Here is a 24,619-nt window from a genome sequence, read left to right as displayed (position 1 = left end):
CTCGCGTCTCGCCGGTTCATGCCGGCTCGATCCGGACGGTGGCGCCCAGCGTGACGCCCAGCGTGCGGTGCACCCGGCAGCCGGCGGAGTTCAGCGGCAGCCAGAGCACCCGGTCGGGCATCTCGGTCACCGACACCGGCGCCGTCAGCTCACCACGGTCCGTGCTGACACGCACCGGATCACCGTCGAGGCAACCGATCTCGGCGGCTGTGGTCGCGGACAGCCGGGCCACGACGGGCCGGGCGGTGCCCGCCAGATGCGGTTCCCCGTCCTGCAACCGTCCCTCGTCGAGCAGCATCCGCCAGCCGGCCAACACGGCTTCGCCGGGTCCGGGTCGGGCAGCCTCCGCCGCCGCGACGGTGGGGGCGGAGGCACGTGGGCCCTGCCAGCTGCCCAGCGCGCCGATATCGGCGCGCACCGTGGCGGCGTCGGTCAACCGCAGGTCGACGCCGACCTCGTCGGCCAGGGCGGCCAGCACGCGCATATCGGCGGTGGCGGCCGGCGGCAATGCCGCCGGGAACGGACGGTGCCGACCTTCCCAGTTCACGTAGGTGCCCGACTTCTCGGCCACCGGGGCCACTGGGAACACCACATCGGCACGATCGGTGACGGCGCTGCGTCGTAACTCCAGGCTGACCAGAAACGGTGTGGCGTCCAGGGCGGCCATCGCCGCCTCCGGATCGGGAAGGTCGTAGACGTCGACGCCGCCGACCAGAAGTGCCTGGATATCGCCGGAGGCGGCGGCGGCGAGAATTCCGCCGGTGTCGCGGCCGGGCCGGGCCGGCAGGTCTTGCACGTTCCAGGCCGCCGCCACCTCGGCGCGGGCGGCGGCGTCCCCGATCGGGCGGCCGCCGGGCAGCAGATTCGGCGTGGCACCGGCTTCCAGCGCGCCGCGATCTCCGGCGCGGCGCGGCACCCACCCCAGCCGGGCGCCCGTGGCGGCGGCCAGCCGCACGGCCGCGGAGTAGGCGCCGGGGGAGCCGGCGAGGCGTTCGCCGACCAGGATGAGCGCATCGGGCGGGAGATCGCCGTGCAGACCGTCCAGCGCCGCGGCCTCCCCGCCCGGTACGGCCGGGATGAGGCGGCCACCCAACTTGTGCAGCCCGCGGGTCGCGAACGGGGCGACCGACAGCACCGATAGGCCGCGCTTGCGGAAGGCCTTGCGCAGCCGCAGGAAGACGATCGGGGATTCCTCTTCGGGCTCGAAACCTGCCAGCAGTACCGCGGGCGCGGCTTCGATATCGGCGTAGCTCACCGACTGGGACAGCCCGGCGATCGCGTGGGCCAGGAATTCGGCCTCTTCGGCCGAGTGCACTCTACTGCGGAAGTCGATATCGTTGGTGTTCAACATGATCCGGGCGAACTTGGCGTAGCCGTAGGCGTCCTCCACGGTGGCCCGTCCCCCGACCAGGACGCCGGCCCGCCCGGCGGCGGCGGTCAGGCCGCGCACCGCGATCGCGACCGCCTCCGACCACGACGCCGGACGCTGGCTGCCGTCGGGATCGCGGACCAGGGGTGTGGTGATGCGATCCGCCTGACGGGCGTAGGTGAACGCCCAGCGGCCCTTGTCGCAGTTCCATTCCTCGTTGACCTCCGGGTCGTCGCCGGCCAAGCGCCGCAGCACCTTTCCGCGGCGATGATCGGTGCGTTGGGCGCATCCGGAGGCGCAGTGTTCGCAGACACTCGGCGCGGACACCAGGTCGAAGGGCCGGGCCCGGAACCGGTAGGCCGCCCCGGTGAGGGCGCCGACCGGACAGATCTGCACGGTGTTACCGGAGTAGTAGGAGTCGAACGCCTCGCCGTCGGCGATGCCGACCTGTTGCAGCGCACCGCGTTCCAGCAGCTCGATGAACGGGTCGCCGGCGATCTGATTGGCGAACCGGGTGCATCGGGCGCACAGCACACAACGCTCCCGGTCCAGTAGCACCTGGGTGGACAGGTTGATGGGCTTGGGGAAGGTGCGCTTGACGTCGTCGAATCGGGAGTCTGTGCGCCCGTTGGACATTGCCTGGTTCTGCAGCGGGCATTCACCGCCCTTGTCGCACACCGGGCAGTCCAACGGATGGTTGATCAACAGCAGTTCCATCACGCCGTGTTGCGCCTTGTCGGCGATCTCGGAGGTCAGTTGGGTGCGCACCACCATGTCGGGGGTGACCGTCGCGGTGCACGACGCCAGCGGCTTGCGCTGACCTTCCACTTCGACCAGGCACTGCCGGCAGGCGCCGACCGGGTCCAGCAGCGGGTGGTCGCAGAACCGAGGGATCTGGATCCCCATCAGCTCGGCGGCCCGGATCAACAGGGTGCCCTTCGGCACACTGATCTGGTGGCCGTCGATGCTCAACGACACCATCTCGACTCCGGCGGTCTCCCTGGCCGGTTCGGCGATCGTCATGCGCCCGCTCCTTCCACGGCGAACAGGGTCGACGCGTGCGGGTCGAACGGGCACCCGGCACCCAGGTGCGCCAGGTACTCATCGCGGAAGTACTTGACCGACGAGATGATCGGGCTGGCGGCGCCGTCACCGAGGGCGCAGAACGACTTGCCGAGGATGGCGTCGGAGATATCGAGCAGCTTGTCGATATCGTCGCGGCGGCCGGTGCCGTCTTCGAGTCGTTCGTAGATCTGCGCCAGCCAGTACGTGCCCTCACGGCACGGGGTGCACTTCCCGCACGACTCGTGGGCGTAGAACTGTGTCCACCGCCGGACCGCGCGCACCACGCAGGTGGTCTCGTCGAAGATCTGCAGCGCCTTGGTGCCCAACATCGAGCCCGCCCCGGCCACCCCCTCGTAATCCAGTGGCACGTCGAGGTGTTCCGGGGTCAGCAGCGGGGTCGACGATCCGCCGGGGGTCCAGAACTTCAGCTGGTGCCCGGCCCGCACCCCGCCGGCCAGCTCGAGGAGTTCGCGCAGCGTGACGCCGAGCGGTGCTTCGTACTGCCCGGGTCGGGTGACGTGACCCGACAGCGAGTACAGCGTGAATCCGGGTGACTTGTCCGAACCCATCGATGTGAACCAGTCGATCCCGCCGCGCACGATGGCGGGCACGCTGGCGATGGACTCGACGTTGTTCACCACCGTCGGGCAGGCGTACAGCCCGGCCACCGCGGGGAACGGTGGGCGCAGGCGGGGTTGGCCGCGACGCCCCTCCAGGGAGTCCAGCAGCGCGGTCTCCTCACCGCAGATATAGGCACCCGCGCCGGCGTGTACGACAAGGTCGACGCCCGCTCCCAGGTAGCCCGCCGCGTAGGCTTCGGCAACGGCTCCCTGAAGTCTGCGCAGCACCGGCACCACCTCGCCGCGCAGGTAGATGAAGGCGTGCTCGGCGCGGATGGCGTGCGCGGCGATGATCGCACCCTCGACCAGCACGTGCGGGTTGGCCATCATCAGCGGAATGTCTTTGCAGGTACCGGGTTCCGACTCGTCGGCGTTGATCACGAGATACTTGGGTTTGGGATCGTTCTGGTTGATGAACGACCACTTCTGGCCGGTGGGGAAGCCCGCACCACCACGTCCACGCAGACCGGCATCCTTGACGAGGGCGATGAGGTCATCGGGGTTCATGGCCAGCGCGATCTGCAAGGCCTGGTATCCACCGTGGCGCCGGTAGCCGTCCAGGGTCCAGGAGTCGGCGTCGTCCCAGTGCGCGCTGAGAACCGGGGTGAGCGTCACGGGTGGTCCCCGTCCTTCGGCGCAGGCACAGCCGGCGGTGCCTGCGCGGGCTCGCCGACCGCGGGTGCGGTCATACCGCGTTCGTGGGCGATGCGCAGACCGGCCAGGCTCGCCTCACCGGGTGCACCGTCATTTGCGCCGGGCCGCTGATCGGGGAATCCGGCGAGGATGCGTGCGGTCTGGGTGAATGTGCACAGCGGTGCGCCGCGCGACGGGTTGACGGTGCGGCCCGCACGCAACTCGTCGACGAGTTGCCGTGCCGACGAAGGGGTTTGGTTGTCGAAGAACTCCCAGTTGACCATCACCACCGGCGCGTAATCGCAGGCGGCGTTGCACTCGATGTGCTCGAGGGTGACCTTGCCGTCGGCGGTGGTCTCACCGGCATGCACCCCGAGATGGTCCTGCAGCACCTCAAGAATGGCGTCGCCCCCCATGACCGCGCACAGCGTATTGGTGCACACCCCGACCAGGTAGTCGCCGGTGGGGGTGCGCCGGTACATCGAGTAGAACGTGGCGACGGCGGTGACCTCGGCAGGGGTGAGGCCCAGCTGTGCGGCGCAGAACCCGACGCCCGCCGGGGTGAGATAGCCGTCCTGAGCCTGCACCAGGTGCAGCAGCGGCAGCAGCGCTGACCGCGCCACCGGGTAGCGGGCGATGATCTGCTCGGCGTCGGCGGACAGCCGCTCGGTCACGTCGTCCGAATAGGCCTGGGGCCCAGCGCTGATCGGGGGACCGGATTCGTCGGGCCGCTGCCCGAGTTGGAGTTCGATGAGTGTCACCTGTCCACACCTCCCATGACCGGGTCGATCGAGGCCACCGCGGAAATGGCGTCGGCGACCATGCCGCCCTCACACATCGCGGCCACCGCCTGCAGATTGGTGAACGAGGGGTCGCGGTAGTGCACGCGGTACGGTCGAGTGCCGCCGTCGCTGACCATGTGCACGCCGAGCTCGCCCCGGGGGGACTCGACGGCGACGTACACCTGGCCGGCGGGCACCCGGATGCCCTCGGTGACCAGCTTGAAGTGATGGATCAGGGCCTCCATGGAGGAGCCCATGATCTTCGCGATGTGCTCCTTGGAGTTGCCCAGCCCGTCCGGGCCGACCTTGAGATCCGCGGGCCAGGCGAGCTTCTTGTCGGTCAACATCACCGGCCCCGGCTTCAACCGGGCGACGCACTGCTCGACGATCTTCAGCGACTCTTTCATCTCGTCGACGCGAATCAGATAGCGACCGTAGGCATCACAGCCGTCGTCGGTGCAGACCTCGAAGTCGTAGGTCTCATACCCGCAGTAGGGCTGCGCCCGGCGCAGGTCATGGGGCAGACCGGTGGACCGCAGCACCGGCCCGGTGATACCCAGCGCCATGCATCCGGTCAGGTCCAGGTACCCGATGCCCTGGGTGCGGGCCTTCCAGATGTAGTTCTCCCGCAGCAGTTTCTCCAGATCCCGCAGTCCCTGGGGCAGCGCGTCGAGCAGTTCGCGCAGCTGGGCCATCGCCTCGTCGGGCAGATCGGCGGCCAATCCGCCCGGCCGGATGTAGGCGTGGTTCATCCGCAACCCGGTGATGGTCTCGAACATGCTCAGCACCAGCTCGCGTTCGCGGAAGCCGAAGAACATGGCCGACATGGCGCCCAGCTCCATACCTCCGGTGGCCAGTGCGACCAGGTGGCTGGAGATCCGGTTGAGTTCCATCAGCATGACACGGATGACGCTGGCTCGTTCGGGGATGTCATCGGTGACGCCGAGCAGCTTCTCCACGCCCAGGCAGTAGGCGGTCTCGTTGAAGAACGGGGACAGGTAGTCCATCCGGGTCACGAAGGTGACACCCTGAGTCCAGTTCCGGTACTCGAGGTTCTTCTCGATTCCGGTGTGCAGGTAGCCGATTCCGCAGCGGGCCTCGGTGATGGTCTCGCCTTCGATCTCCAGGATGAGACGCAGTACGCCGTGGGTGGACGGGTGCTGCGGCCCCATGTTGACCACGATGCGCTCGCCGGCGTGCTCGCGAGCAGCCGCCACCACCGCATCCCAGTCCTGACCGCCGACCATGACCACGGGCGGGGAGTTGTGCGCCGACATCAGTTGTAGGACCTCCGCTCATCCGGCGGCGGTATCTGCGCACCGTGGTACTCGACGGGTATGCCGCCCAGCGGGTAGTCCTTGCGTTGCGGATGTCCCACCCAGTCATCGGGCATCTCGATACGGGTCAGCGACGGGTGCCCGTCGAAGATGATCCCGAAGAAGTCGTAGGTTTCCCGTTCGTGCCAGTCGGTGGTCGGATAGATCGGGAACAGAGAAGGGATGTGCGGATCGGTGTCCGGTGCGGCGACTTCGACCCGCAACCGCCGATTGTGGGTGATGGACATCAGCGGATACACCGCGTGCAACTCGCGGTCGAGTTCGTGGGGGTAGTGCACCCCCGAAACACCCAGACAGAGTTCGAATCTCAGTGCGGGGTCGTCCCGCAAGGCCTGGGCCACCGTCGGCAGGTGCTCGCGCCGCACCTCCAGTGTCAGCTCGTCGCGGAACACCACCACACGTTCGACGGCGGCGGTGAAGCTGTCGGGACCGAGGGCGGCGATCAAGGCGTCGACGATGGCGTCGAAGTAGCCGCCGTAGGGCCGCGGGGAGCTCCCCGGGAGGGTGACCTCGCGAACCAGCCGTCCGTAACCCGAGGTGTCGCCGGTGCCGGTGACCCCGAACATGCCGCGGCGGGTACCGATGACTTCCACATCGGAATCGTCGGTCATGAGCGCAGCAACCCGGTCAGCTCTATCGTCGTCGGGGAGGCCAACGCGGCCTGCTCGGCGGCGGCGACGGCCTCGGCGCGGTTCACCCCGAGCGGCATCTCGGCGATCTTGGCGTGCAGTTTGAGTATCGCGTTCAGCAGCATCTCCGGTCGCGGTGGGCAGCCGGGCAGATAGATGTCCACCGGGACCACGTGGTCGACCCCCTGAACCACCGCGTAGTTGTTGAACATGCCGCCCGACGATGCGCAGACACCCATGGCCAGTACCCATTTCGGTTCTGCCATCTGGTCGTAGACTTGGCGTAGCACCGGTGCCATCTTCTGGCTGACCCGCCCTGCAACGATCATCAGGTCGGCCTGCCGCGGTGTCGCGGAGAACCGTTCCATGCCGAAGCGGGAGATGTCGAACCGTGGGCCGGCGGTCGCCATCATCTCGATGGCGCAGCATGCCAACCCGAACGTGGCCGGCCACAACGAGCCTTTCCGGACGTAGCCGGCAACCTTCTCGACGGTGGAGAGCAGGATCCCGCCGGGCAGTTGTTCCTCTAGTCCCATGACAGCCCTCCCCGGCGCCAGACGTAGGTGTAGGCCACAAAGACGGTCAGCATGAACAGCAGCATCTCGACCACGGCGAAGAGCCCCAGTGAGTCGAACGACACCGCCCACGGGTAGAGGAACACGATCTCGATGTCGAAGATGATGAACAACATTGCGGTCAGGTAGTACTTCACCGGGAATCGCTGGCCGGTGGCGAGCTTGGCGTCCTCGGCGGGCAGCAGCGGTTCGATCCCGCATTCGTAGGCTTCCAGTTTCGCCCGGTTGTAGCGGCGCGGCCCGACGAAGGTGGCAATGCCCACCGAGCCGATCGCGAAGACGGCAGCGATCGCCCCGAGCACCAGGATGGGTGTATAGACGTTCATGCCTGTGTCAACCTTTGTGCCGCTCTCTCGTTGGACGATCGATGTGAGCTAGGACACAGCTTAGTCGCGTTAACGGTTGAGGCGGCGCATTTTCGTTAGTATCGAGTCCGATAGCTGAGCCGCCCGCTCTCCTCGAAGAGGGCGTCGAACAACCTACGGCCGCAGCGTATTTCGTGCTGGAAATCAAACAGTGTTGCGCAGCAGGTGCGCGACCGCCTCGCCCAGGCGGATCGGGTCGATCGGATGCGGCACGGCCGCTTCCGCCCGCGACCAGGAGGCCAGCCACGCATCATCCGGTCGCCCGGTGAGCACCAGGATCGGCGGGCACTCCGCGACCTCGTCCTTGAGCTGTTTGGCCAGTCCCATCCCGCCCGCGGGGGCCGCTTCACCGTCCAGGATGAGCAGATCGAACCCGCCCGCGGCGACCTGTTCGACGACGACCGCAGCGGTTGCCACGTCGAGGTAACTCAGTTCGGGCAGATCGGGGTGGATGCGCCGGCCGAGCGCCGAGCGCACCTGATCGCGGGTGCGGTGGTTGGAGCTGTAGACCAGGATCCGGAGCTGGGCGTCGGTGTCGGCCACATGGCCGATGCTACGACTGCTTGACGAAAACCGCGGCGGCTTCGATGGTGACCGCATCACCCATCATCCCGAGAAGGTTGCCGTCCACTCCGAAGGCCTGGCGATTGAGCGTCGTGGTGGTCTGCAATTGGACCTCGCCGCCGGCCGCATCCCGGACATGGACCGGGAGGTCGTACTCCTGTTCCTGGCCCTTGACCGTCACCAGGATGCTCAGGGTGACCCAGGAGGTCCCGGTGACCTCCGCCGATTCCACACTCACCTCGATGAGCGGGAAGCGCTCGACGTCGAAGAAGTCGGCAGAGCGAAGGTGTTTGTCGCGGCGGCCGATGCCGGTGTTCACCGATGCAGCGCTGATGCTGAGCCGGCCCGTGACGTTACCGTCGGCGACCGCCTCCGCCGAGCCCTCGACATCGGTGAAAATTCCTTTGACATGCGCAAACCCCCAGAACGTCGGGCTGTGGAAGGCCAGCTCGGTGCGGGTGGTGTCCAGCCGCCAGTTGCCGATCCAGTCCTGCGGGTCCATGGCGTCTCCTCAGCTCGTCAGCAGGGGAGCCATGTCGGCCGGGTCGAAATACTCGTCGATCCGGGTGATGCGGCCGTCGGCTCCCACCTTGATCACGATGCATACCCGCAATTCGATCGAAGCGCCATGGGTGGCGTCGGCGTGCAGGACATGCTGCTGGACGAACCCGCCGTCGAAGAACTGTCGATCGAGGATCTCGTACCGGCGTGTCGCGGTGGTCCGGAGGAACCAGCGGATGACCCGTAGCGCCAGAGCCCGGTCGTTGTCGGCCTGGTCACCGCTGTGCCACACCGCGACATCGTCGGCCCACAGCGCCTCGATGTCGGTGTAGTCGCCGCGTTCGATGGCGTCGAACAGGCGGTCGGCCACCTCTGCTGTCATCTCCATTGACCTCAACTCCCGTTCAGGTTGAACACTGTTGATATGAAGGAACGGTTCGATACTGCATACGAATCACACACTGCGCCTTGGGTCATCGGTGAAGCACAACCCGCGGTGGTCGCTCTGGAACAAACAGGGCTGTTGCGCAGTCCGATTTTGGACATCGGATGCGGCCTGGGGGAGCACACGATCCTGCTGACCCGGCTGGGGTATGACGTGCTGGGCATCGACTTGGCGCCGCACGCGGTGGCCCAGGCCCGGGAGAATGCGGCCGCCCGCGGGGTGGATGCGCGTTTCGAGATCGGCGATGCTTTCGCTCTCGATCCTGGGACCCGGTATGACACCATCCTGGACAGCGCGTTGTTTCACATCTTCGACGATGTCGACCGGGCGCGCTACGTCCGGAGTCTGCACCGCGCGGTCCGGCCCGGGGGCCACCTGCACCTGCTGGCGCTCTCCGATGCCGGCCGTGGCTTCGGTCCACAGGTCAGCGAGCAGGTGATCCGCTCGGCGTTCACCGACGGCTGGGACGTCCAGGAGCTGCGGACGACGACCTACCGCGGCGTGGTGGGGCAGGCCCACGCCGGGTCGCTGGGGCTGCCGGCCGGCACGGTTGTCGACGAGCCGGCCTGGCTGGCCCGGGTGCGCCGGGTGTGAGGCGTTACTCCTCATAGCCGGGGTGTGCGACTTTCAGCCGGTGCGACACCAGCGCGCGCAGCGCGGGGATCACCTGCGCATCGCGGCCGTCGAAGGCCCCGGCCCGGATCGCGGCCGCCAGCGCGGGCTCGTCGCCGAACCCCAGCTCGAACAGCGCGGCCCGGGGCTCGTCGGCGGTGTCGTCGAGCAGCTCCCGTTGCACGGTGCGCAGCACGTTGGCGGCGACCCGGGCGTGGAAGTTGACCGCCCCCGACGTCTCGGCGCGGACCTCGCCCTCCAGGAACTCCGCGACGGCGGCGACCAGTTCCGCGGCGGTCGGCTTGTAGTGCAGATCCGTCACGATGCCTCCAAGAGATTGAGCAGGTCGTACTCGGTCTCGCACACCCGCCGCCCGATGGCGGCCAGCTCCACCGAGCGGGTCAGCCCGCTGCGGTGCCGTTCGTACTGGTAGCGGCAGATGACCCCCCAGCGCAGCGTGGCCGCGACCAACCACCAGCGCAGCGCGACGCGGTCCACCGGTGTCCCGCCGGCCTCTTCGTACGCGGTGACGAAATCCTCGATGCTGCCCAGTCCGCCCGCACCCCGCGACGCGGGCGCGCCGAAGCGCCAGGCCCGGATGCAGAACCAGGCGAGATCATCGAGGGCCTCGCCGATATGGGTCAGCTCCCAGTCGAGCACCGCCGCCAGGCCGGTGTCGTCGACGATCAGGTTTCCCATCCGGAAGTCGCCGTGGACCAACACCGGCGGTGTCGCCGGTGGCCGATGCAGTTCCAGCCACCGGAAGGCCCACTCGAACGTCGCTGTGGTGTCACCCATCTCGTCGAGGCGATGACGCCACTCGTGCAGCGGGTCCGAGGCCACCAGCCCGATGCCCGCCGGGTCGGCCCGGTGGATCGCGGCCAGCGCCTGCGCACACTGCCGCAGCAACCGTGCCCGCGAGGTGTCATCCAGCGTGCGCGCGATCTTGGGCACGATGGTCTCCCCGCCGATGAACTCGCAGATCAGGAACGGATTGCCCAGGGCGGCAGGGGAGTTGTCGGCCGCAATGATCTCCGGCACCGGCGCCCCGGTGGCCGCGGCCCGGCGCAGCGCCGCGGCCTCCAACTCCATGCCGGCGTGCACGTCATCGGGTGGCCCGGTGCGCAGGATCAGCGCGCGCACTCCCGATGCCGTGTGCGCGTCGAAGGCCCAAGTGGCGCGGCTGGCCCCGCCGGTGAGCACCCGCAGGTCGGTCACCGTGACATCGCCGAGCGCGGGTGCCAACACCCCGGCGAGCGCCGCGGGATCGGTCACTTGCGGCCGAACTTCAGCATGCGCTGGGCGACCCGACGGATCTGGATCTCCTCGGCACCCTCGGTGATCCGGTACCGGCGGTGGTGCCGGTAGATGTGCTCGAACGGTTCGTGGCGGCTGTAGCCCACACCGCCGTGGATCTGCATCGCCCGGTCGGCGGCCTCACACACCAGCCGGTTGGCCCGGTAGTTGGCCATCGAGACCTTGTCCGACACCTCCATGTGGTGGTCGCGATCCAGATGCCAGGCCGCGTAATACACCAGCAGTCGCACCATCTGGGCCTCGGTCTGCAGCTCGGCCAGCGGCCACTGCACGGCCTGATTCACCGACAGCGGTTTGCCGAACACAATCCGGTCTCCGGCATACTGCGCGGCCCGGTCGATGCAGTACTGCGCCGCCCCCAGGCTGCTGGCGGCCTGCCGGATCCTGTTCTCGTGCAGGAAGGTCTGGCCGACCTCGAGCCCGTGGTCGACCTCGCCGAGCACCGCGTCGGCAGGCACCCGGACGTCCTTGAGTTCCACCTCGCCATGATCGCTGGGCATGTTGAAGGTCCACCAGTAGTAGGGGACGGTGAAACCCGGGGTGTCGGTGGGCACCAGAAAGGCGGTGATCCCCACCGCGGAACCGTCTTGGCCGGATGTCCGCGCGAAGACCAGGTCATGGGTGGCCCGGTGCACACCGGTGTTCCACCGCTTGGCGCCGTTGATCACCCAGTCGTCGCCGTCGCGGACCGCGGTCGTCTCCATCCAGGTGGCATCGCTGCCGTGGTTGGGTTCGGTGAGCCCGAACGCCATCGAGCGCTCACCGGTGAGCATCGCCTCCACCCACTCCCGCTTCTGGGCGTCGGTGCCGAACCGGCTCATCATGATGACCTGAGGGAAGTTGCCGACGATCGAGGACTCGTCCTGCAGGTCGTTGTGCAGTCCGAGGCCCTTGTGCGCCAGATGTTCCCGGATCACCGCCATATCCAGGTTGCTGCCGCCGCGGCCGCCGAATTCCTCGGGCAACCCGTAGCGCAACCAGCCGGCGGCATCGGCCCGGCGGCGCATCTCGTCGAGCAGATCCTCCCATTCGCGGGCCGGGACGCCGCCGTTGTCCAGGTCGGTGCGGGCGAACTCACGGCGCCGGTCGAAGTACTGCATGTTCTCGCGTTCCAGCGGTTTGATCTCGGTCTCGATGAACGCGTCCATCTCGGCCAGCAAACCCGGAAGGTGTTCGGGTAAAGCGAAATCCACAGTGATCTCTCTTTCGTCCTTTAGAAGCCGTACAGGGTTTTCTTCCAGATCGTCGATAGGGTCCTGATGGCGTCGGCATCGCTGATCTGCAGCTCGGTGTCCGGTTTGCCCACCACGACGACGGTGAAGTTTTCGAACAGCAATGCGATCGCGGCCGCGATGTGTTCGGGTTCCAGGTCCTGCGCGTAGCCCTGTTCGCGGGCGCGGCGCACGGATTCGGCGACCATGTCCATGCCGAACCGCCGGAACTCGTGCTGCACCTGCGCAAAACGCGGCTGGGTGGCACCGAGCTGTGCAACGGCGATCATGATGCCGATGTTCTGCCGGAACAGATTCCAGTACCCGGTCACCACCGTGGTGAAATAGTCGCTGTCCTGCGGCGACTCCGGTAGCGGCACCCGGGTGCCGGACGGCTCGACGATATCGTGCAGGAAGGACTCGGCCAGCGAGGCCAGCAGGTCTTCCTTGTCATCGAAGTATCGGTAGAACACCGCCGAGGACTTCCCGGCCGCGGAGGTGATATCGGCCAGCGTGGTGCCGTGAAAACCACGCTCGGCGAACAACTTCCGGGCGGCCAGTTCGATGGCGTCACGGGTCTGACGGCCCTTGGCGGTGAGCGTCTCCGGGGGCGTCATATCAGGCCAGGATGCGATCACCGGCGCGCAGCAGCGCACTGGGCAGTTCGTGCCCGACGGCGTCCTGGGCCACCCGGGCCGCCGCGATCGCGGCGTCGAGGTCGACGTCGACCTCGATACCGCTGTCCCGCAACAGGTAGACGAGATCCTCGGTGGCGATATTGCCGCTGGCGCCCGGAGCGAACGGGCAGCCACCCAGGCCGCCGACGGAGGCATCCAGCCGGGTGACCCCGGATTGCACGGCGGCGTATGCGCTGGCCAGTCCGGCGCCGCGGGTGTTGTGGAAGTGCGCGCCCAGCGGCAGGTCGGCGATCACCGGGCGGACCTGCTCGATCAAGGTGGTGACCCGGCGCGGGGTGGTGGTTCCGATGGTGTCGGCGACGGCGATCCGGTCGACACCGAGTTCGGCCGCCGCCGAAGCGATATCGATCACCCGGCGAGCTGGCGTCGGACCGTCGAACGGGCAGTCCCAGGCGGTGGCGATGATGACCTCGACTCCGGCGCCGTGATCGTGGGCGATGCGGGTGACGTCGGCGATCGCCGCAGTGGCTTCCGCGGTGTCACGTCCGACGTTGGCCCGGCTGTGCGCATCCGATGCCGACACCACGTACTCGATCGAACTCAAACCGGCCGCGACGGCGCGTTTGGCGCCGCCCGGGCTGGCCACCAGCGCCGAGAACTCGACGTCGGGAAAGCGGTACAGCTCGGCGGCGAGCTCGGCCGCGTCGGCCAGGGCGGGCACCTTCGACGGCGAGACGAAGGCGGTGGCCTCGACCTCCCGGACACCGGTGGCGACAATGGCTTCCAGTAGTGCGATCTTGGCGGACAACGGGATCGGCTTCTCGATCTGTAGGCCGTCACGCAGGCAGACCTCGCGGATATCGACTTTCGTCACGTCACAGCACCCCTTGCTCTTGCAGCGTCGTCAGTTCCTCGGCGCTCAGACCCAGCAGTCCCGAGTACACCTCGTCATTGTGCTGGCCCGGACGGGCCGATCCACCGTTGCGGATGCCGCCCGGTGTCTCCGAGAGCACCGGGATGACACCCGGGCCCTTGACATTGCGCTGCACCCGATCGTCCCAGTGGTCGGCGATCATTCCGCGGGCCCGCAGCTGTGGGTCCTCGACCACCTCGGCCACGGTGTTGATCGGACCGCTGATCACTCCGGCGTCGGACAGCGTGGCGATGATCTCGCCCGGTTCCCGGTCGGCCGCCCAGGCGCCGATGATCGTGTCGAGCTCGTCTTGGTTGCGTCCGCGCGCCACGTGATTGACGAAGCGGTCGTCGGTGGCCAGTTCGGGCTTGCCCATCGCCGCGCACAGCCGGCGGAACACCGTGTCCTGGTTGGCCGCGATCACCACCCAGCTGCCGTTGGCGCTCTGGTAGATGTTCGATGGCGCGATGCCCTCCAGTCGGGTCCCCGATGGTCCCCGCACCACGCCGCCGACATCGTAGTCGGGAATGGTGGATTCCTGGATGGCCAAGCAGCTTTCGGTCAACGCGGTGTCGACGATCTGGCCTTCGCCGGTGACACTGCGCCGGTAGAGCGCGGCCAGCGCGCCCTGCGCGGCGAACATGCCGGCCAGGCTGTCGCCCAGCGACAGCGCCAGCCGCGGCGGCGGACCGCCCGGGAATCCGTTCATGTGGCGCAACCCGCTGGCCGCCTCGGCGACCGAGGCGTAGCCGGCCTTACCGGCGTCCGGACCGGTCTGGCCGTACCCGGACACCCGCACCAGGATGATGCCCTTGTTGCGTGCACGCAGGACCTCGTAGCCCAGGTCCCACTTCTCCAGGGTGCCGGGTCGGAAGTTCTCCACGATGATGTCGGAGCGGTCCACCAGCTCCAGGAACAGCTCGCGGCCCCGCGCGGTGCGCAGATCCAGGGTGGCGGCCTTCTTGTTGCGGGCGTGCACCGTCCAGAAGAAGTGGTGCCCATCGAGTTCGGCCTGACCCCAGGTGCGCAGCGGGTCCGGTGCGCCGGGCAGTTCGATCTTGATGACCTCGGCGCCCATGTCACCGAGCAGCCGGCCCGCGAACGGCCCGGAGATCAGCGTGCCGAGCTCCAGGACCCGGATGCCGTCGAGGGCCCCGATTGCCGTCACAGTGAGAATCCGTGCCGATGCAGCCAATCCGTGCACACCGCGACGGCCTGACGCAGGGTGCCGCGCTGGTCGGGTCCGGAGTAGTAGTGGTTGGCGCCGCTGATCTCGTGCATCTCCTTGTCCGGATGCCCGATCGCCTCGAACAGCCGCCGGGTGTGACTGGGGGTGCAGGCGTCGTCGGCGAGGTTGCCGATCACCAGGGCGGGGACCGCGATATCGGGGCCGGCCTTGACGGCGTCGCCGTGGGCGTCGTCATAGCTCCACTGCGACAGCCAGCTGCGCAGCGTGCAGAACCGGGCCAGCCCGACGGGGGAGTTGTTCACCACCTGAGGATCGCCCAGATAGCAGATCCCCGGGGTGCGTTCGTTGGGATCGACGGTGGGATCGAGCCAACGCGGGTCGGCCATGGTGCCGTGCACGACGAATGCATACTCGTCATCGGGGCGGCCGGCCGCCTTCAGCTCGGCCAGTTTTTCTTTGACCCACTTGGTGATCCGCCGGTTGCGGGCGATCTGCGCCTCGTGGTAACGGGCCAGGAACTCTTGTGTGTACGGCGGCTGGTTCGGGTTGTCGGGGTTGTACAGGTCGAGTTCGGGGTCCCGCTTGGACGGGTCGTTCTCGTCGAGGATGGACGCGTCCATCCATTCGGTCATGGTGCCGTGCCGGCTGATGTGGGCGGCCAGCAACATGATGCCGTCGGCTGGGATGAGTCCGAGTTGAGTGAGGTCCGGGCCGTCACCAGAGGGGCTGGCGGTCACCGTCGGATGCTGTGCCTGCTGCTGGTAGAACACCGACAGCGATCCGCCGCCGCTCCAGCCGGCCAGCACCACCTTGTCGTACCCCAACCGGTTCTTGGCGTCCTTTATGCACTCGCCGAGATCCTCGACGACTTTTTCCATCAGCAGCGCGGAGTCGGTGCCGCGGAACCGGCTGTTGCAGTAGATGACATGGTGCCCGGCGCGGGCCAGCGCGTTGATCATCGGCAGATACGCGCCGCCACCGATCGGGTGCATGAACACCAGCACGGTGTCAGACGGCTTGTCCTTCGGTTTGAGCAGATAGCTCTCCAGTACGACGAGCTCGGCGACGCCGCCGTATACATCGCGGACGCTGGAGGTGTTCTGGTAGGCGACCAGATAAGGGATGCGCTCGTACTCGAATTTCACGGGAGTCTCGGTGGTGGTCACTAGTGCTGCCCCAGATCGTTGGCGAGGATTTCGGCGGACGGGATGAGTCGGCGGCGGGTGTCGATGGCGATGACCGACCAGTCGACCCGGTCGTAATCGTCGAACTTGCGGCGCGCGCGTTCCCGCGCCTTCTCCGGCGCGCCGTGATGAACTCCTTGCGGCGCATGGGAAACCAGTCCGGGCGGCATCGGTATGCCGTACAGGGAGCCGGAATGGAAGAACGCGATCTCGTCGTAGTCGACGTTGCGGTGATACCACGGGGTGCGCTCGGTGCCGGGCACGCTTTCGGCGGGCTTGGGCAGGAAGTTCATCACGTACACGCCGGTCGCCTGCATGAACAGGTGCACCGTCGGGGGCAGGTGCACGCTCTCGGAGGTGATGACGGTGTAGTCCTCGATATTGAAGGTGAACGGGAAGTTGTCCCCGCGCCAGCCTTCCACATCGAGTGGATTGTGTTGGTAGAAAAGGCTCGTCGGCCCGCCGTCGTGGATCAGGCGTACCTCGTATTCATCCCTGCCGTCGTCATCGCAGGGTGCCGGTTCGGGGATGGTCACCTGCGCCGGGTCAAACGGGAAATGCCTGCCCAGGATGCCCGCCGGTGGGACCCGGAAATCGTCGGTCGCCTGGATCATCAGCCAGGTGCTCTCGGAATCGGGTATCTGACGGAACGTGCAGGCCTTGGGAATGTAGACCCAGTCGCCCTCGCGGTAGTGCAACGGACCGAACTCGGTTTCCAGCAGTCCGGCACCCTTGTGCACGAAGATGAGCAGGTCTCCGTCGACATAGCGGACGAAGAACGGCATCGGCTCGGTGCGTCGGCTCAGCAGTACCAGGCAGTCGTCGTTGGAGAACATGAGCAGTGGTCCGCCCTGGGCGTCGGTGGCGTCGCCGGGCTTCAGTTCCGAGGACAGCACGTCGGTGGGGCGCAGCGGGCCGACGGTGCGGTACGCGGTGGGGTCGTTGCGCCGGTACATATTGGCGGTCCGCCCGACGAAACCTCCACGGCCGAGCTCGTCGTCCTTGAGTCCGTCGAGATCGGCGTGCACCCGTTTGGGCGTCTTGCCTTTTCGCAGATGGACGAAGGATTCCATGACGCTCCTCGGAGATCTCGGTGAAAAAACTGAAAGTGACTTTACTTTTTGTTTGGTGGGGGCGCAAGGGGTGGCCCCCGGCGGCGGTGCCCTCCCGCGATGACCCGACGGGTTACTCGGCCAGCGCGCGTACCGATGCCATTGCCTCGGTGCGCATTTGCTCACGTTCCGCCGGTGTCCAGCGGGTGGTGGGTTCGATCACCAGCGTCTCGACCTGATAGCCCAGCATGCCGAAGACGTACTCCAGATACGGGCGCTGGAAATCCTGCAGTTCTGCGTGCCGACCGTCGTAGGCGCTGCTGCGGGTCAGGATGAGCTGCAGCGGCTTGCCCTCGCCGAGCGTGCCGACGTGCTCGCCCTTGTCGTTCAGGGTGAAGCTGGCAATGGGTTGCACGATGACGTCGATCCACGCCTTGAGGGCATGGGGGACATGCCAATTCCACATGGGCGCCGACACCACCAACCGATCGAAACGGCGGACGCGCTCGATCTCGTCGAGCACCTGCTGCCAGATCGCCTGCTGCTCGTCGGTGACGCTCTCGCCGAACAGCGGGGCGAACTTGGCGATCGCGGCGTCCCGTCCGAAGCGCAACACATCCTCACCCCATACCGAGAACCGCTCGTAGTCCTGGCCTTCCAGATAGGCCTGCGCCAGTTGGGAGGAAAGCGCCGCGTCCCCCTTGGGGCTTGCCTCGACCCACAGTGTCGTCGTCATCGGTGTACCTCGTCAGATCATCGACGTGCGCGGGATGTGCATACCCAGTGACAGCGCACCGGCCAGCTCCCGGCTGGTGTCGTAGTCGAACACCACGTGCCCGGACAGCACATCCACGTCGCGCTTGTAGCGCTGCAGCGGGCTGGTCAGGAAGTGGATGCTGGCTCCGCCGGCACCCATCAGGTCGCCGATCACCGCCTTGGATTCGGCGACGATGTGCGCCGCGGCCAGCCGCGCCTGCGACCGCACCGGCTTGTCCACCGAATCGCCGCGCGCAACGATCGTCTCGATCTCACCGACGGTGTCGGCCAGCAGGCCGCGCAAGGCACGCAGGCGCACCTGCGCGCCGGCCAGGTGCGCCTGGGCGATCGGCTTGTCCTTCTGCATGACGCCCTCGTAGGCCAGTACACGCTCGGCAAGGCGCTGGGCGTACATCTCGGTGACCCGTTCGGCGCTGCCCAGCGCGGGCATCGACGCCAGCAGCGCCAGCGCGGGCACCATCGGCCAGCGGTAGGTGGCGGAGTCGTGCAGTCCCGCGCCGGGGGCGGTGCCGGCGTAGATGTCGGCGACCTTCACCAGTCGGTGTTCGGGGACGAAGACATCGATGGCGATGGCATCGTTGGAGCCGGTCGCGCGCATGCCATCGGTGTGCCAGACGTCATCGACGGTGACCTCGCCGGCGGGCAGCAGCGCAAGAGCGGGGTAGATGTCCTCGTCCGGTCCACAGAGTGCGGCGACGATGATCCAGTTGCCGTGGTTCACCCCGGTGGCCCAGGACCAGCGCCCCGACAGCCGGATGCCGCCGTCGACCGGCAGCCCTCTGCCCGTCGGGGCCAGTGGTGCCGGCGCCAGGAAGGGCCGGGTGCCGAAGGCCTCCTGCTGGGCCTGCTCCCCGAACAGCGCCAGCATCCAGTTGTGCAGCGCGTAGAAGCCGATCGTCCAGGCGCTGGAGGTGCAGCCGTGTGCCATCCGCCGCACCGGGTCCAGCAGGGCCGGGAAGGGGGCCTGCTGCCCTCCGTAGCGTGTCGGCACCAGCAGGTCGGTGAACCCGCTTGCGGTCAGGTCCGCCATGGTCGCCTCGGGCAGCCGGCGCAGCTTCTCGGCCTCGGCGGCGCGCTGGGCCAGTGCGCTCACGAACTCATCGGTGATAAGGCCGCGGGCCTCGATCGTCGTCATGGCCAGACCGTTCCATACTTTTTAGTATGGAAAGCGGTCAGCGCGCCAGCATCAGGTCCAGGAAGCGCTCGCTCTGTGCGGCCTGCCCGGGGTCGGGCACCCGGCCGGACAGGTGCAGGAATCCGATGCCGACGGCAAATGTGGCGTTCGCACGGAGGTCGGCCTCGTCGGGATCGAACCCGGCGTCCTCGAACGCGGTGCGCACGGCGGCCAGGACCCGCCGATCGGCGGCCCGCACACTGTCGGCGACGGTGTCATCGGAGCGTGCCCACTCGCGCATGGCGCGTTCCAGCGTCCAATGCCGCGGGCTCACCAGGGAGGTCATCATCTGGGCGAGCCGCTCGCGGGGCGGCAACTCCCCGATGGCCTCGATCTGGCTGCGATCCTCGTCGCGCAGGTTGCGCCAGCCCTCGACCAGGGCCGCCCGGTAGCTGGGCATGCCGTCGAAGTGCCAGTAGAAGCTGCCCTTGGTCACCTTCAGGCGTGCACACAAACGTTCGATTTTCAGCGTTTTTATGCCGTCCTCGGCCAGGATCGCGTATCCGGCCTGAAGCCAATCGTCAATGGTCAGACGGTTGCCGGACGGGTTCTGGGCGGGCGTCATGACGGGCAGCCTACGGCGACTCGCGCACACCCCTGACTTTCTGTTGCCGCTCGCTGCATGTTTTACTGCAAGTCGCGACAACTGAATTCTCGGTCCGCTCCACGATCCGAATCGTATGAGCGGACGCGGATACCGCAGTGCAAAGAGGCACTGCGGTATCTCTGGGTGTTGGGCCAACAGCACCGAGGGTCGGGCGGGACCGTGACAATTAGAGTTGGGAAGAATCTGATGCAGAACTTTGTAGGCCGGTGGATGCGCCGGATCGGGGCCGCCGCCGCGGCCGCGCTGGTCGTACCCGGTGCCATCGCCATTGCTGGGCAGACGGCAAACGCCGGCGCCTTCTCGCGCCCAGGACTTCCGGTCGAGTACCTGATGGTGCCGTCCGCCGGGATGGGCCGCGATATCAAGATCCAGTTCCAGAGCGGTGGCGAGAACTCGCCGGCCGTGTACCTGCTGGACGGCCTGCGTGCGCAGGATGACTTCAACGGCTGGGATATCAACACCCAGGCCTTCGAGTGGTTCCTCGACAGTGGTCTGTCGGTCGTCATGCCCGTCGGTGGTCAGTCGAGCTTCTACGCCGACTGGTACGCACCGGCCCGCAACAAGGGCCCGACCGTCACCTACAAGTGGGAGACCTTCCTGACCCAGGAACTGCCCGCGTACCTGCAGGCCAACAAGGCCGTCAAGCCCACCGGCAGCGCCGCGGTCGGTCTGTCGATGGCCGGTTCGTCCGCGCTGAACCTGGCGACCTGGCACCCCGCGCAATTCATCTATGCCGGCTCCATGTCGGGCTTCCTGAACCCCTCCGAGGGCTGGTGGCCGTTCCTGATCAACATCTCCATGGGTGACGCCGGCGGCTTCAAGGCCGACGACATGTGGGGTAAGACCCAGGATCCGAACAGCGGCTGGAAGCGCAATGACCCGATGGTCAACATCCCGACGCTGGTGGCCAACAACACCCGTCTCTGGGTCTACTGCGGTAACGGCCAGCCCAACGAGCTCGGCGGCGGCGACCTGCCCGCCACCTTCCTCGAGGATCTGACCATCCGTACCAACATCACCTTCCGCGACAACTACCTGGCCGCGGGCGGTAGCAACGGTGTGTTCAACTTCCCCAACAACGGCACGCACAACTGGGCGTACTGGGGCCGCGAGCTCCAGGCCATGCTGCCCGACCTGCAGCGTGTTCTCGGCGCATAAGTAAGCCGTAGAGAATCCCCCGGGGCACTGCGCCTCGGGGGATTTTTCTATTGCTTCTCGGCGAGCGTGCGGTTTCGTCCGCGGCTCGCCGACATCGGGCGTATGCGGATGCACTTTCGGGGAGCTCGCCTGCTCAATAGCGGCAGTCGTCACCCGAATACTCGAACGGCGGGCAGCCCCGCGACAGCAATGCCGCATGGACGCGGTCCAAGAACGCCCCTCGATGGGTGTGCAGCAGGCCGGCACTGATCCGGATGACTATCCATCGCTGCGCTTCCAGGGCGGCGTGGCGTTCGATGTCGCGGTCCCGCTGCTCTGGGTCCGTCCAGTGCTGAGCGCCGTCGAACTCGACCGCGATGCGATACTCGGGCCAGCCCATGTCGAGCCGGGCCAGCGCGATGCCGTACCTGTCGTAGACCCTGATCTGAGTCACCGGCCGCGGAAACCCGGCGCGCACCAGTACGAGTCGCGTCAACGACTCGTACGGGGATTCCGAGCCTCCGTCGACGATATCCAGAGTCTCTCGCAACTGGCGTAGCCCGCGGGCGCCCGGATGTTGACGCGCGACGGCGTGGACGTCGGCAACCTGCACCCGGGTGGCGCTTATCAGGGCATCGACGCGTTGCACGCCCGCGCGTAGCTTGAGTCGACGCCCGAGATCGAATGCAGTGCGGGCCGGGTTGGTGACCTGCATGCCGGAGACCTCGGTTGTCTCACCGGGCGCCAGGGTGTCGCTACGCACGATCAGCCCGGCCGGCGGCCTGCGGTTGCTGTGGATGATCTCGGCGCGCTCACCGGCGTCGATCCATTTGGCGCCCAACAGTGCCGAGGCGGACAGGCCGCTCACCACGCCGCGGCGGTCTGACCACAACCACGCCGCGCGGGCCAGCTCCTGCGGGGACAGCGCGGTGTCGCGAGGTATCCACACCGCCGGGTAGATGGCCCTGTTGAAGCGGCGAAGTTCACGGAACGTCAGGGTGCCGTCGGACACGGCCTCCGGGCCGCGGAATGGCCAATCGACGGGGTTCATGCCACCGACGGTGACGACGAGCGCCGACACGAATCAGCCGTCGACACCCGATTCGCGCATGTTATCCACAGGCTGACTCACCCGAGTGTGCGTCGGGATACGGGGGCCGCGGTGTGTTGCGAATGAAACCGCACTCTCGGCGAGCAGAAGTGGGAGGTGGCGCCGACCCCCCGATCGGCGCCACCGAGCATCACTTCAGCTGGGCCGAGGACAGACCCAGCAGGCGGCGGGCGACCACCAGCTGCTGGATCTGCTGAGTGCCCTCGAAGATGTCGAGGATCTTCGAGTCGCGGGCCCACTTCTCCAGCAGCGTCTGCTCCGAGTACCCTGCGGTGCCGGCCATCTCGACCGCCTTGAGGGTGATATCGCTGGCCACCCGGGCGGCCTTCGCCTTACCCATCGAGGCCTCTTTGGAGTTCGGGATCTTGTTGTCCGCCTGCCACGCCGAGCGGACGGTCAGCAGATAACCGGACTCCCAGTCGGCCTCCATGCGCAGGAACTCCGCCGCCGGCGCGCTCTGCGCGTGGGCGGGCTTGTCATAGGAGATCTCGATGCCGGCCTCGGTGAGGATGACCCGAAGCTCCTCCAGGGCGGCGCGGGCGACGCCGACCGCCATGGCGGCCACGATGGGCCGGGTGTTGTCGAAGGTCTCCATGGCCCCGGCAAAACCCTTGTCGACCTTGACTTCCGGGTCGCCGAGCAGGTTCTCCTTCGGGATCCGCGCGTTCTCGAAACGGATCACCGCGGTGTCGGAGGCCTTGATGCCCAACTTGTGCTCGAGGCGTTCGACGGTGACACCGGGGTGCTCACGCGGCACCACGAACGACTTGATGGCCGCACGACCCAGTGACTTGTCGACCGTCGCCCACACCACGATGTGGGTGGCGCGGGATCCCGCGGTGACAAAGATCTTCTCGCCGTTGATGACGTACTCGTCACCGTCGAGCGTCGCGGTGGTGGACACCGCGGCCGAGTCGGAGCCAAAGCTCGGCTCGGTGATGGCCATCGAGGCCCACACCTTGCCGAAACGTTCCAGTTGCTCCTTGTTGGCGACGCTGGAGATCGCGGCGTTGCCGAGCCCCTGGAAGGGGATCGACAACAGCAGTGCGACATCGCCCCAGCTGACCTCCAGGGCGTTCAGCAGCGCAGACATGTTGGCGCCGTTGACGTTGGTCTTCTTGCCCTCGTCGTTGCGGCCACCGAAGGCGTCCGCTCCGGCGAAGGAGATGGTCTTGGCCTCCTGCAACCCCTCGAAGAGGTTGGCCAGGGTGTCGAGCTCAACGGGGTAGGCGTGCTCGGCGAGGTCGTACTTGCGCGAGATCGGGCGCAGCATCTCCGCCGCTCCCTGGTGACCCTTCTCGACGACCGCCTGCAGTTTCTTGGGTAGTTCCAGATTGATTGCCATGACTGGGTTTTCCGTTCCTAGAAGTCTTTAGAGGACGACGACACCCTCGGCGACGCCGAGTACCCGCAGATCGCGGTACCAGCGTTCGACCGGGTGCTCCTTGGTGAAGCCGTGGCCGCCGAGCAGCTGGACGCCGTCCAGTCCGATCTGCATGCCTTTGTCGGTGGCGATCCGCTTGGCCAGCGCGGCTTCCCGCGCGAAGGTCAGGCCCTGCTCGGCACGTGCGGCACCGCGCAGCGCGATCAATCGCAGCCCGTCGAGTTCGATGGCGATATTGGCCGTCATGAAGGCCACAGCCTGCCGGTGGGCGATGGGCTCACCGAACGCCTCGCGCTCCTTGATGTACGGGATGACATAGTCGAGCACGGCGTGCGAGGTGCCGACTGCCAGTGCGGCCCAACCCAATCGGGAGTAGGCGATCGCTTCGGAGAAATCTTGAGCATAGTCCTGGTCGGATCGGTCCGGTTCCCCGAGGCGGTTGTGCAGCGGCACCGCGACGTTGTCGAGTGCGACCCGGCCCAGTGCGGCGGCCCGCACACCCATCGACGGATCGGCCTCGACGGTCACCCCATCGGCCGAGGCCTCCACGATGAACAGGGCCGGCTTGCCGTTGAGCTGTGCGGCGACGATGAACAGCTCGGCCGAACCAGCCGCCGGGACAAGTGATTTCACGCCGGAAAGCCGGTAGCCACCCGGGGTGCGCACGGCCGTGGTCTTCAACGCGGTCGGGTCGAACAGCGCGTGCGGTTCGGCGATGACGACGCTTGCCTGCGGCACGTTCTCGCCGGCGAACTCGGGCAGGTAGGTCGCCTGCTGGTCCGCGCTGCCCCAGTGGGTGAGCGCGGAGGCCACGCCCGAGGGGGCCAGGATCGGCAGCGCCAAGCCCATGTCCCCGTAGGCGAGCGCTTCGGCGACGAGCGCGCCGGTGACCGTGCTGCGGTGTTCGGCGATGCCGTCGAAGTTCTCCGGGATGTTCAGCGCGGTGATCCCCAGCTCGGCGGCCTTGGCGATGAGATCGGCCGGATAGCTGACCGCCGCGTCGGCGTCATGCGCGGCCGGGCGGAGGATCTCCTCGGCGAACTCGCTGACGGTCTCGACGATCATCTTCTGGTCGTCGTCGGGGGTCAGGTCGAAGTAGTCCGACGGTTTTGCCGCCAGTCGGGTGGGGGAGCCGCCCAGGTTCTGGATCTTCTTGAACTGACGGGTGGATGCGCCGGCGGCGGAGAACGCCGTCTTGACGCCGTAGCGGATGCCCTTGTTCAGCGGGTCGCGCAGGCCGTAACGGTCCAGGAACTCCTGGCCGACCAGCGGGGTGAGCAGCGCGATGCCGATATCGGTGGCGGTCCGCTTGTGCTTCTGGAGCCCGACGGCGCTCTCCGGGCCTTTGCGCTTCGGGCGGGATTCGATCTGAGTCATTTCGGCAGCCTCTGGTGGGATGGGCAATGCGTGATGACCGTATCTTACTCC

General features: G+C 67.3%; 26 protein-coding genes. 2 read left to right on the top strand and 24 right to left on the bottom strand.

The genetic code is table 11. The features are described 5' to 3' along the window. Positions 1-16: 16 nt before the first annotated feature. The 10 genes from A7U43_RS22295 to A7U43_RS22250 all read right to left on the bottom strand — a co-directional run bounded on the left by A7U43_RS22295 (position 17) and on the right by A7U43_RS22250 (position 8,822). On the bottom strand, positions 17-2,392 hold the full coding sequence (locus tag A7U43_RS22295; RefSeq protein WP_067999471.1) for an NADH-quinone oxidoreductase subunit G: 2,376 nt from the start codon (positions 2,390-2,392) through the stop codon (positions 17-19). Beyond that, complete coding sequence (gene nuoF / locus A7U43_RS22290) at positions 2,389-3,669, bottom strand: NADH-quinone oxidoreductase subunit NuoF (protein WP_067999470.1); 1,281 nt, start codon at positions 3,667-3,669, stop codon at positions 2,389-2,391. Before nuoF ends, A7U43_RS22295 begins: the two co-directional genes overlap by 4 nt. Further along, positions 3,666-4,448 (bottom strand): NADH-quinone oxidoreductase subunit NuoE, encoded by a 783-nt coding sequence (gene nuoE / locus A7U43_RS22285; protein ID WP_067999468.1) that lies wholly within the window; start codon positions 4,446-4,448, stop codon positions 3,666-3,668. The genes nuoF and nuoE overlap by 4 nt, the downstream gene beginning before the upstream one ends. Next, positions 4,445-5,746 (bottom strand): NADH dehydrogenase (quinone) subunit D, encoded by a 1,302-nt coding sequence (gene nuoD / locus A7U43_RS22280; protein ID WP_067999466.1) that lies wholly within the window; start codon positions 5,744-5,746, stop codon positions 4,445-4,447. Before nuoD ends, nuoE begins: the two co-directional genes overlap by 4 nt. Next, positions 5,746-6,417 carry an NADH-quinone oxidoreductase subunit C gene (locus A7U43_RS22275; RefSeq protein ID WP_067999464.1) on the bottom strand — a complete coding sequence of 224 codons (672 nt, stop codon included), beginning with the start codon at positions 6,415-6,417 and terminating at the stop codon, positions 5,746-5,748. Before A7U43_RS22275 ends, nuoD begins: the two co-directional genes overlap by 1 nt. Then, on the bottom strand, positions 6,414-6,971 hold the full coding sequence (locus tag A7U43_RS22270; RefSeq protein ID WP_067999462.1) for a NuoB/complex I 20 kDa subunit family protein: 558 nt from the start codon (positions 6,969-6,971) through the stop codon (positions 6,414-6,416). Before A7U43_RS22270 ends, A7U43_RS22275 begins: the two co-directional genes overlap by 4 nt. Further along, the gene (locus tag A7U43_RS22265) at positions 6,962-7,336 is read right to left on the bottom strand and encodes an NADH-quinone oxidoreductase subunit A (protein ID WP_067999460.1); all 375 of its coding nucleotides are present in this window, start codon (positions 7,334-7,336) and stop codon (positions 6,962-6,964) included. The genes A7U43_RS22270 and A7U43_RS22265 overlap by 10 nt, the downstream gene beginning before the upstream one ends. A 183-nt stretch (positions 7,337-7,519) precedes the next feature. Continuing rightward, a complete protein-coding gene (locus A7U43_RS22260) occupies positions 7,520-7,918 on the bottom strand; it encodes an Rv3143 family two-component system response regulator (protein ID WP_067999458.1) in 399 nt (132 codons plus the stop codon). 10 nt (positions 7,919-7,928) lie between these two features. Then, positions 7,929-8,441 carry a YceI family protein gene (locus A7U43_RS22255; protein ID WP_067999457.1) on the bottom strand — a complete coding sequence of 171 codons (513 nt, stop codon included), beginning with the start codon at positions 8,439-8,441 and terminating at the stop codon, positions 7,929-7,931. Between the two features lie 9 nt (positions 8,442-8,450). Beyond that, positions 8,451-8,822 carry a nuclear transport factor 2 family protein gene (locus tag A7U43_RS22250; RefSeq protein WP_068003437.1) on the bottom strand — a complete coding sequence of 124 codons (372 nt, stop codon included), beginning with the start codon at positions 8,820-8,822 and terminating at the stop codon, positions 8,451-8,453. Positions 8,823-8,864: 42 nt separating this feature from the next. Between A7U43_RS22250 and A7U43_RS22245 the strand changes: the two genes are divergently transcribed. Further along, a complete protein-coding gene (locus A7U43_RS22245; protein WP_156525997.1) occupies positions 8,865-9,479 on the top strand; it encodes a class I SAM-dependent methyltransferase in 615 nt (204 codons plus the stop codon). A 4-nt stretch (positions 9,480-9,483) separates the two neighbouring features. Here A7U43_RS22245 and A7U43_RS30405 read toward each other — a convergent pair whose 3' ends face one another. The 11 genes from A7U43_RS30405 to A7U43_RS22190 all read right to left on the bottom strand — a co-directional run bounded on the left by A7U43_RS30405 (position 9,484) and on the right by A7U43_RS22190 (position 19,517). After that, a complete protein-coding gene (locus A7U43_RS30405; protein WP_231963387.1) occupies positions 9,484-9,819 on the bottom strand; it encodes a DUF6285 domain-containing protein in 336 nt (111 codons plus the stop codon). Beyond that, on the bottom strand, positions 9,816-10,772 hold the full coding sequence (locus A7U43_RS22235; protein ID WP_231963386.1) for a phosphotransferase family protein: 957 nt from the start codon (positions 10,770-10,772) through the stop codon (positions 9,816-9,818). Before A7U43_RS22235 ends, A7U43_RS30405 begins: the two co-directional genes overlap by 4 nt. Then, entirely contained in the window at positions 10,769-12,007 is a 1,239-nt protein-coding gene (locus A7U43_RS22230) for an acyl-CoA dehydrogenase family protein (RefSeq protein ID WP_067999453.1), read from the bottom strand. Before A7U43_RS22230 ends, A7U43_RS22235 begins: the two co-directional genes overlap by 4 nt. Before the next feature lie 20 nt (positions 12,008-12,027). Continuing rightward, positions 12,028-12,642, bottom strand: a complete 615-nt coding sequence (locus A7U43_RS22225; protein WP_067999450.1) for a TetR/AcrR family transcriptional regulator — start codon at positions 12,640-12,642, stop codon at positions 12,028-12,030. Position 12,643: 1 nt separating this feature from the next. Next, positions 12,644-13,537 carry a hydroxymethylglutaryl-CoA lyase gene (locus A7U43_RS22220; RefSeq protein ID WP_067999448.1) on the bottom strand — a complete coding sequence of 298 codons (894 nt, stop codon included), beginning with the start codon at positions 13,535-13,537 and terminating at the stop codon, positions 12,644-12,646. Position 13,538: 1 nt separating this feature from the next. Next, positions 13,539-14,744: a CaiB/BaiF CoA transferase family protein gene (locus A7U43_RS22215; RefSeq protein WP_067999446.1), complete on the bottom strand. Its 1,206-nt coding sequence runs from the start codon at positions 14,742-14,744 to the stop codon at positions 13,539-13,541. Next, a complete protein-coding gene (locus A7U43_RS22210; RefSeq protein ID WP_067999445.1) occupies positions 14,741-15,931 on the bottom strand; it encodes an alpha/beta hydrolase in 1,191 nt (396 codons plus the stop codon). The genes A7U43_RS22215 and A7U43_RS22210 overlap by 4 nt, the downstream gene beginning before the upstream one ends. After that, positions 15,931-17,022 (bottom strand): homogentisate 1,2-dioxygenase, encoded by a 1,092-nt coding sequence (locus A7U43_RS22205; RefSeq protein WP_067999443.1) that lies wholly within the window; start codon positions 17,020-17,022, stop codon positions 15,931-15,933. Before A7U43_RS22205 ends, A7U43_RS22210 begins: the two co-directional genes overlap by 1 nt. Before the next feature lie 112 nt (positions 17,023-17,134). Then, positions 17,135-17,737, bottom strand: coding sequence for an NAD(P)H-dependent oxidoreductase (locus tag A7U43_RS22200; protein WP_067999441.1), 603 nt, complete (start codon positions 17,735-17,737; stop codon positions 17,135-17,137). Between the two features lie 12 nt (positions 17,738-17,749). Further along, positions 17,750-18,913: an acyl-CoA dehydrogenase family protein gene (locus A7U43_RS22195; RefSeq protein ID WP_067999439.1), complete on the bottom strand. Its 1,164-nt coding sequence runs from the start codon at positions 18,911-18,913 to the stop codon at positions 17,750-17,752. 37 nt (positions 18,914-18,950) lie between these two features. Continuing rightward, on the bottom strand, positions 18,951-19,517 hold the full coding sequence (locus A7U43_RS22190; protein WP_067999437.1) for a TetR/AcrR family transcriptional regulator: 567 nt from the start codon (positions 19,515-19,517) through the stop codon (positions 18,951-18,953). Positions 19,518-19,745: 228 nt separating this feature from the next. Here A7U43_RS22190 and A7U43_RS22185 point away from each other — a divergent pair, with 228 nt between their 5' ends. Further along, complete coding sequence (locus A7U43_RS22185; RefSeq protein WP_067999435.1) at positions 19,746-20,717, top strand: esterase family protein; 972 nt, start codon at positions 19,746-19,748, stop codon at positions 20,715-20,717. Between the two features lie 133 nt (positions 20,718-20,850). Here the strand turns inward: A7U43_RS22185 and A7U43_RS22180 are convergent, their stop codons facing one another. The 3 genes from A7U43_RS22180 to A7U43_RS22170 form a co-directional block, all read right to left on the bottom strand. Beyond that, complete coding sequence (locus A7U43_RS22180; protein WP_068003427.1) at positions 20,851-21,747, bottom strand: endonuclease domain-containing protein; 897 nt, start codon at positions 21,745-21,747, stop codon at positions 20,851-20,853. A gap of 190 nt (positions 21,748-21,937) precedes the next feature. Further along, entirely contained in the window at positions 21,938-23,152 is a 1,215-nt protein-coding gene (locus A7U43_RS22175) for an acyl-CoA dehydrogenase family protein (RefSeq protein WP_067999433.1), read from the bottom strand. Between the two features lie 27 nt (positions 23,153-23,179). Further along, positions 23,180-24,568: an acyl-CoA dehydrogenase family protein gene (locus A7U43_RS22170; protein WP_067999431.1), complete on the bottom strand. Its 1,389-nt coding sequence runs from the start codon at positions 24,566-24,568 to the stop codon at positions 23,180-23,182. Positions 24,569-24,619 lie beyond the last annotated feature (51 nt).

The sequence above is a fragment of the Mycobacterium adipatum genome (assembly GCF_001644575.1).
GTDB lineage: Bacteria > Actinomycetota > Actinomycetes > Mycobacteriales > Mycobacteriaceae > Mycobacterium > Mycobacterium adipatum.
This window is presented reverse-complemented; position numbering and strand designations above follow the sequence as displayed.

Excerpts from the sequence above, each read along its gene's own strand:
- A7U43_RS22295 (WP_067999471.1), bottom strand. The coding sequence starts at position 2,392 with ATGACGATCGCCGAACCGGCCAGGGAGACCGCCGGAGTCGAGATGGTG.
- nuoD (WP_067999466.1), bottom strand. The coding sequence starts at position 5,746 with ATGTCGGCGCACAACTCCCCGCCCGTGGTCATGGTCGGCGGTCAGGAC.
- A7U43_RS22275 (WP_067999464.1), bottom strand. The coding sequence starts at position 6,417 with ATGACCGACGATTCCGATGTGGAAGTCATCGGTACCCGCCGCGGCATG.
- A7U43_RS22270 (WP_067999462.1), bottom strand. The coding sequence starts at position 6,971 with ATGGGACTAGAGGAACAACTGCCCGGCGGGATCCTGCTCTCCACCGTC.
- A7U43_RS22265 (WP_067999460.1), bottom strand. The coding sequence starts at position 7,336 with ATGAACGTCTATACACCCATCCTGGTGCTCGGGGCGATCGCTGCCGTC.
- A7U43_RS22255 (WP_067999457.1), bottom strand. The coding sequence starts at position 8,441 with ATGGACCCGCAGGACTGGATCGGCAACTGGCGGCTGGACACCACCCGC.
- A7U43_RS22250 (WP_068003437.1), bottom strand. The coding sequence starts at position 8,822 with ATGACAGCAGAGGTGGCCGACCGCCTGTTCGACGCCATCGAACGCGGC.
- A7U43_RS22245 (WP_156525997.1), top strand. The coding sequence starts at position 8,865 with ATGAAGGAACGGTTCGATACTGCATACGAATCACACACTGCGCCTTGG.
- A7U43_RS22225 (WP_067999450.1), bottom strand. The coding sequence starts at position 12,642 with ATGACGCCCCCGGAGACGCTCACCGCCAAGGGCCGTCAGACCCGTGAC.
- A7U43_RS22205 (WP_067999443.1), bottom strand. The coding sequence starts at position 17,022 with ATGGAATCCTTCGTCCATCTGCGAAAAGGCAAGACGCCCAAACGGGTG.
- A7U43_RS22200 (WP_067999441.1), bottom strand. The coding sequence starts at position 17,737 with ATGACGACGACACTGTGGGTCGAGGCAAGCCCCAAGGGGGACGCGGCG.
- A7U43_RS22195 (WP_067999439.1), bottom strand. The coding sequence starts at position 18,913 with ATGACGACGATCGAGGCCCGCGGCCTTATCACCGATGAGTTCGTGAGC.
- A7U43_RS22190 (WP_067999437.1), bottom strand. The coding sequence starts at position 19,517 with ATGACGCCCGCCCAGAACCCGTCCGGCAACCGTCTGACCATTGACGAT.
- A7U43_RS22185 (WP_067999435.1), top strand. The coding sequence starts at position 19,746 with ATGCAGAACTTTGTAGGCCGGTGGATGCGCCGGATCGGGGCCGCCGCC.
- A7U43_RS22180 (WP_068003427.1), bottom strand. The coding sequence starts at position 21,747 with ATGAACCCCGTCGATTGGCCATTCCGCGGCCCGGAGGCCGTGTCCGAC.
- A7U43_RS22175 (WP_067999433.1), bottom strand. The coding sequence starts at position 23,152 with ATGGCAATCAATCTGGAACTACCCAAGAAACTGCAGGCGGTCGTCGAG.
- A7U43_RS22170 (WP_067999431.1), bottom strand. The coding sequence starts at position 24,568 with ATGACTCAGATCGAATCCCGCCCGAAGCGCAAAGGCCCGGAGAGCGCC.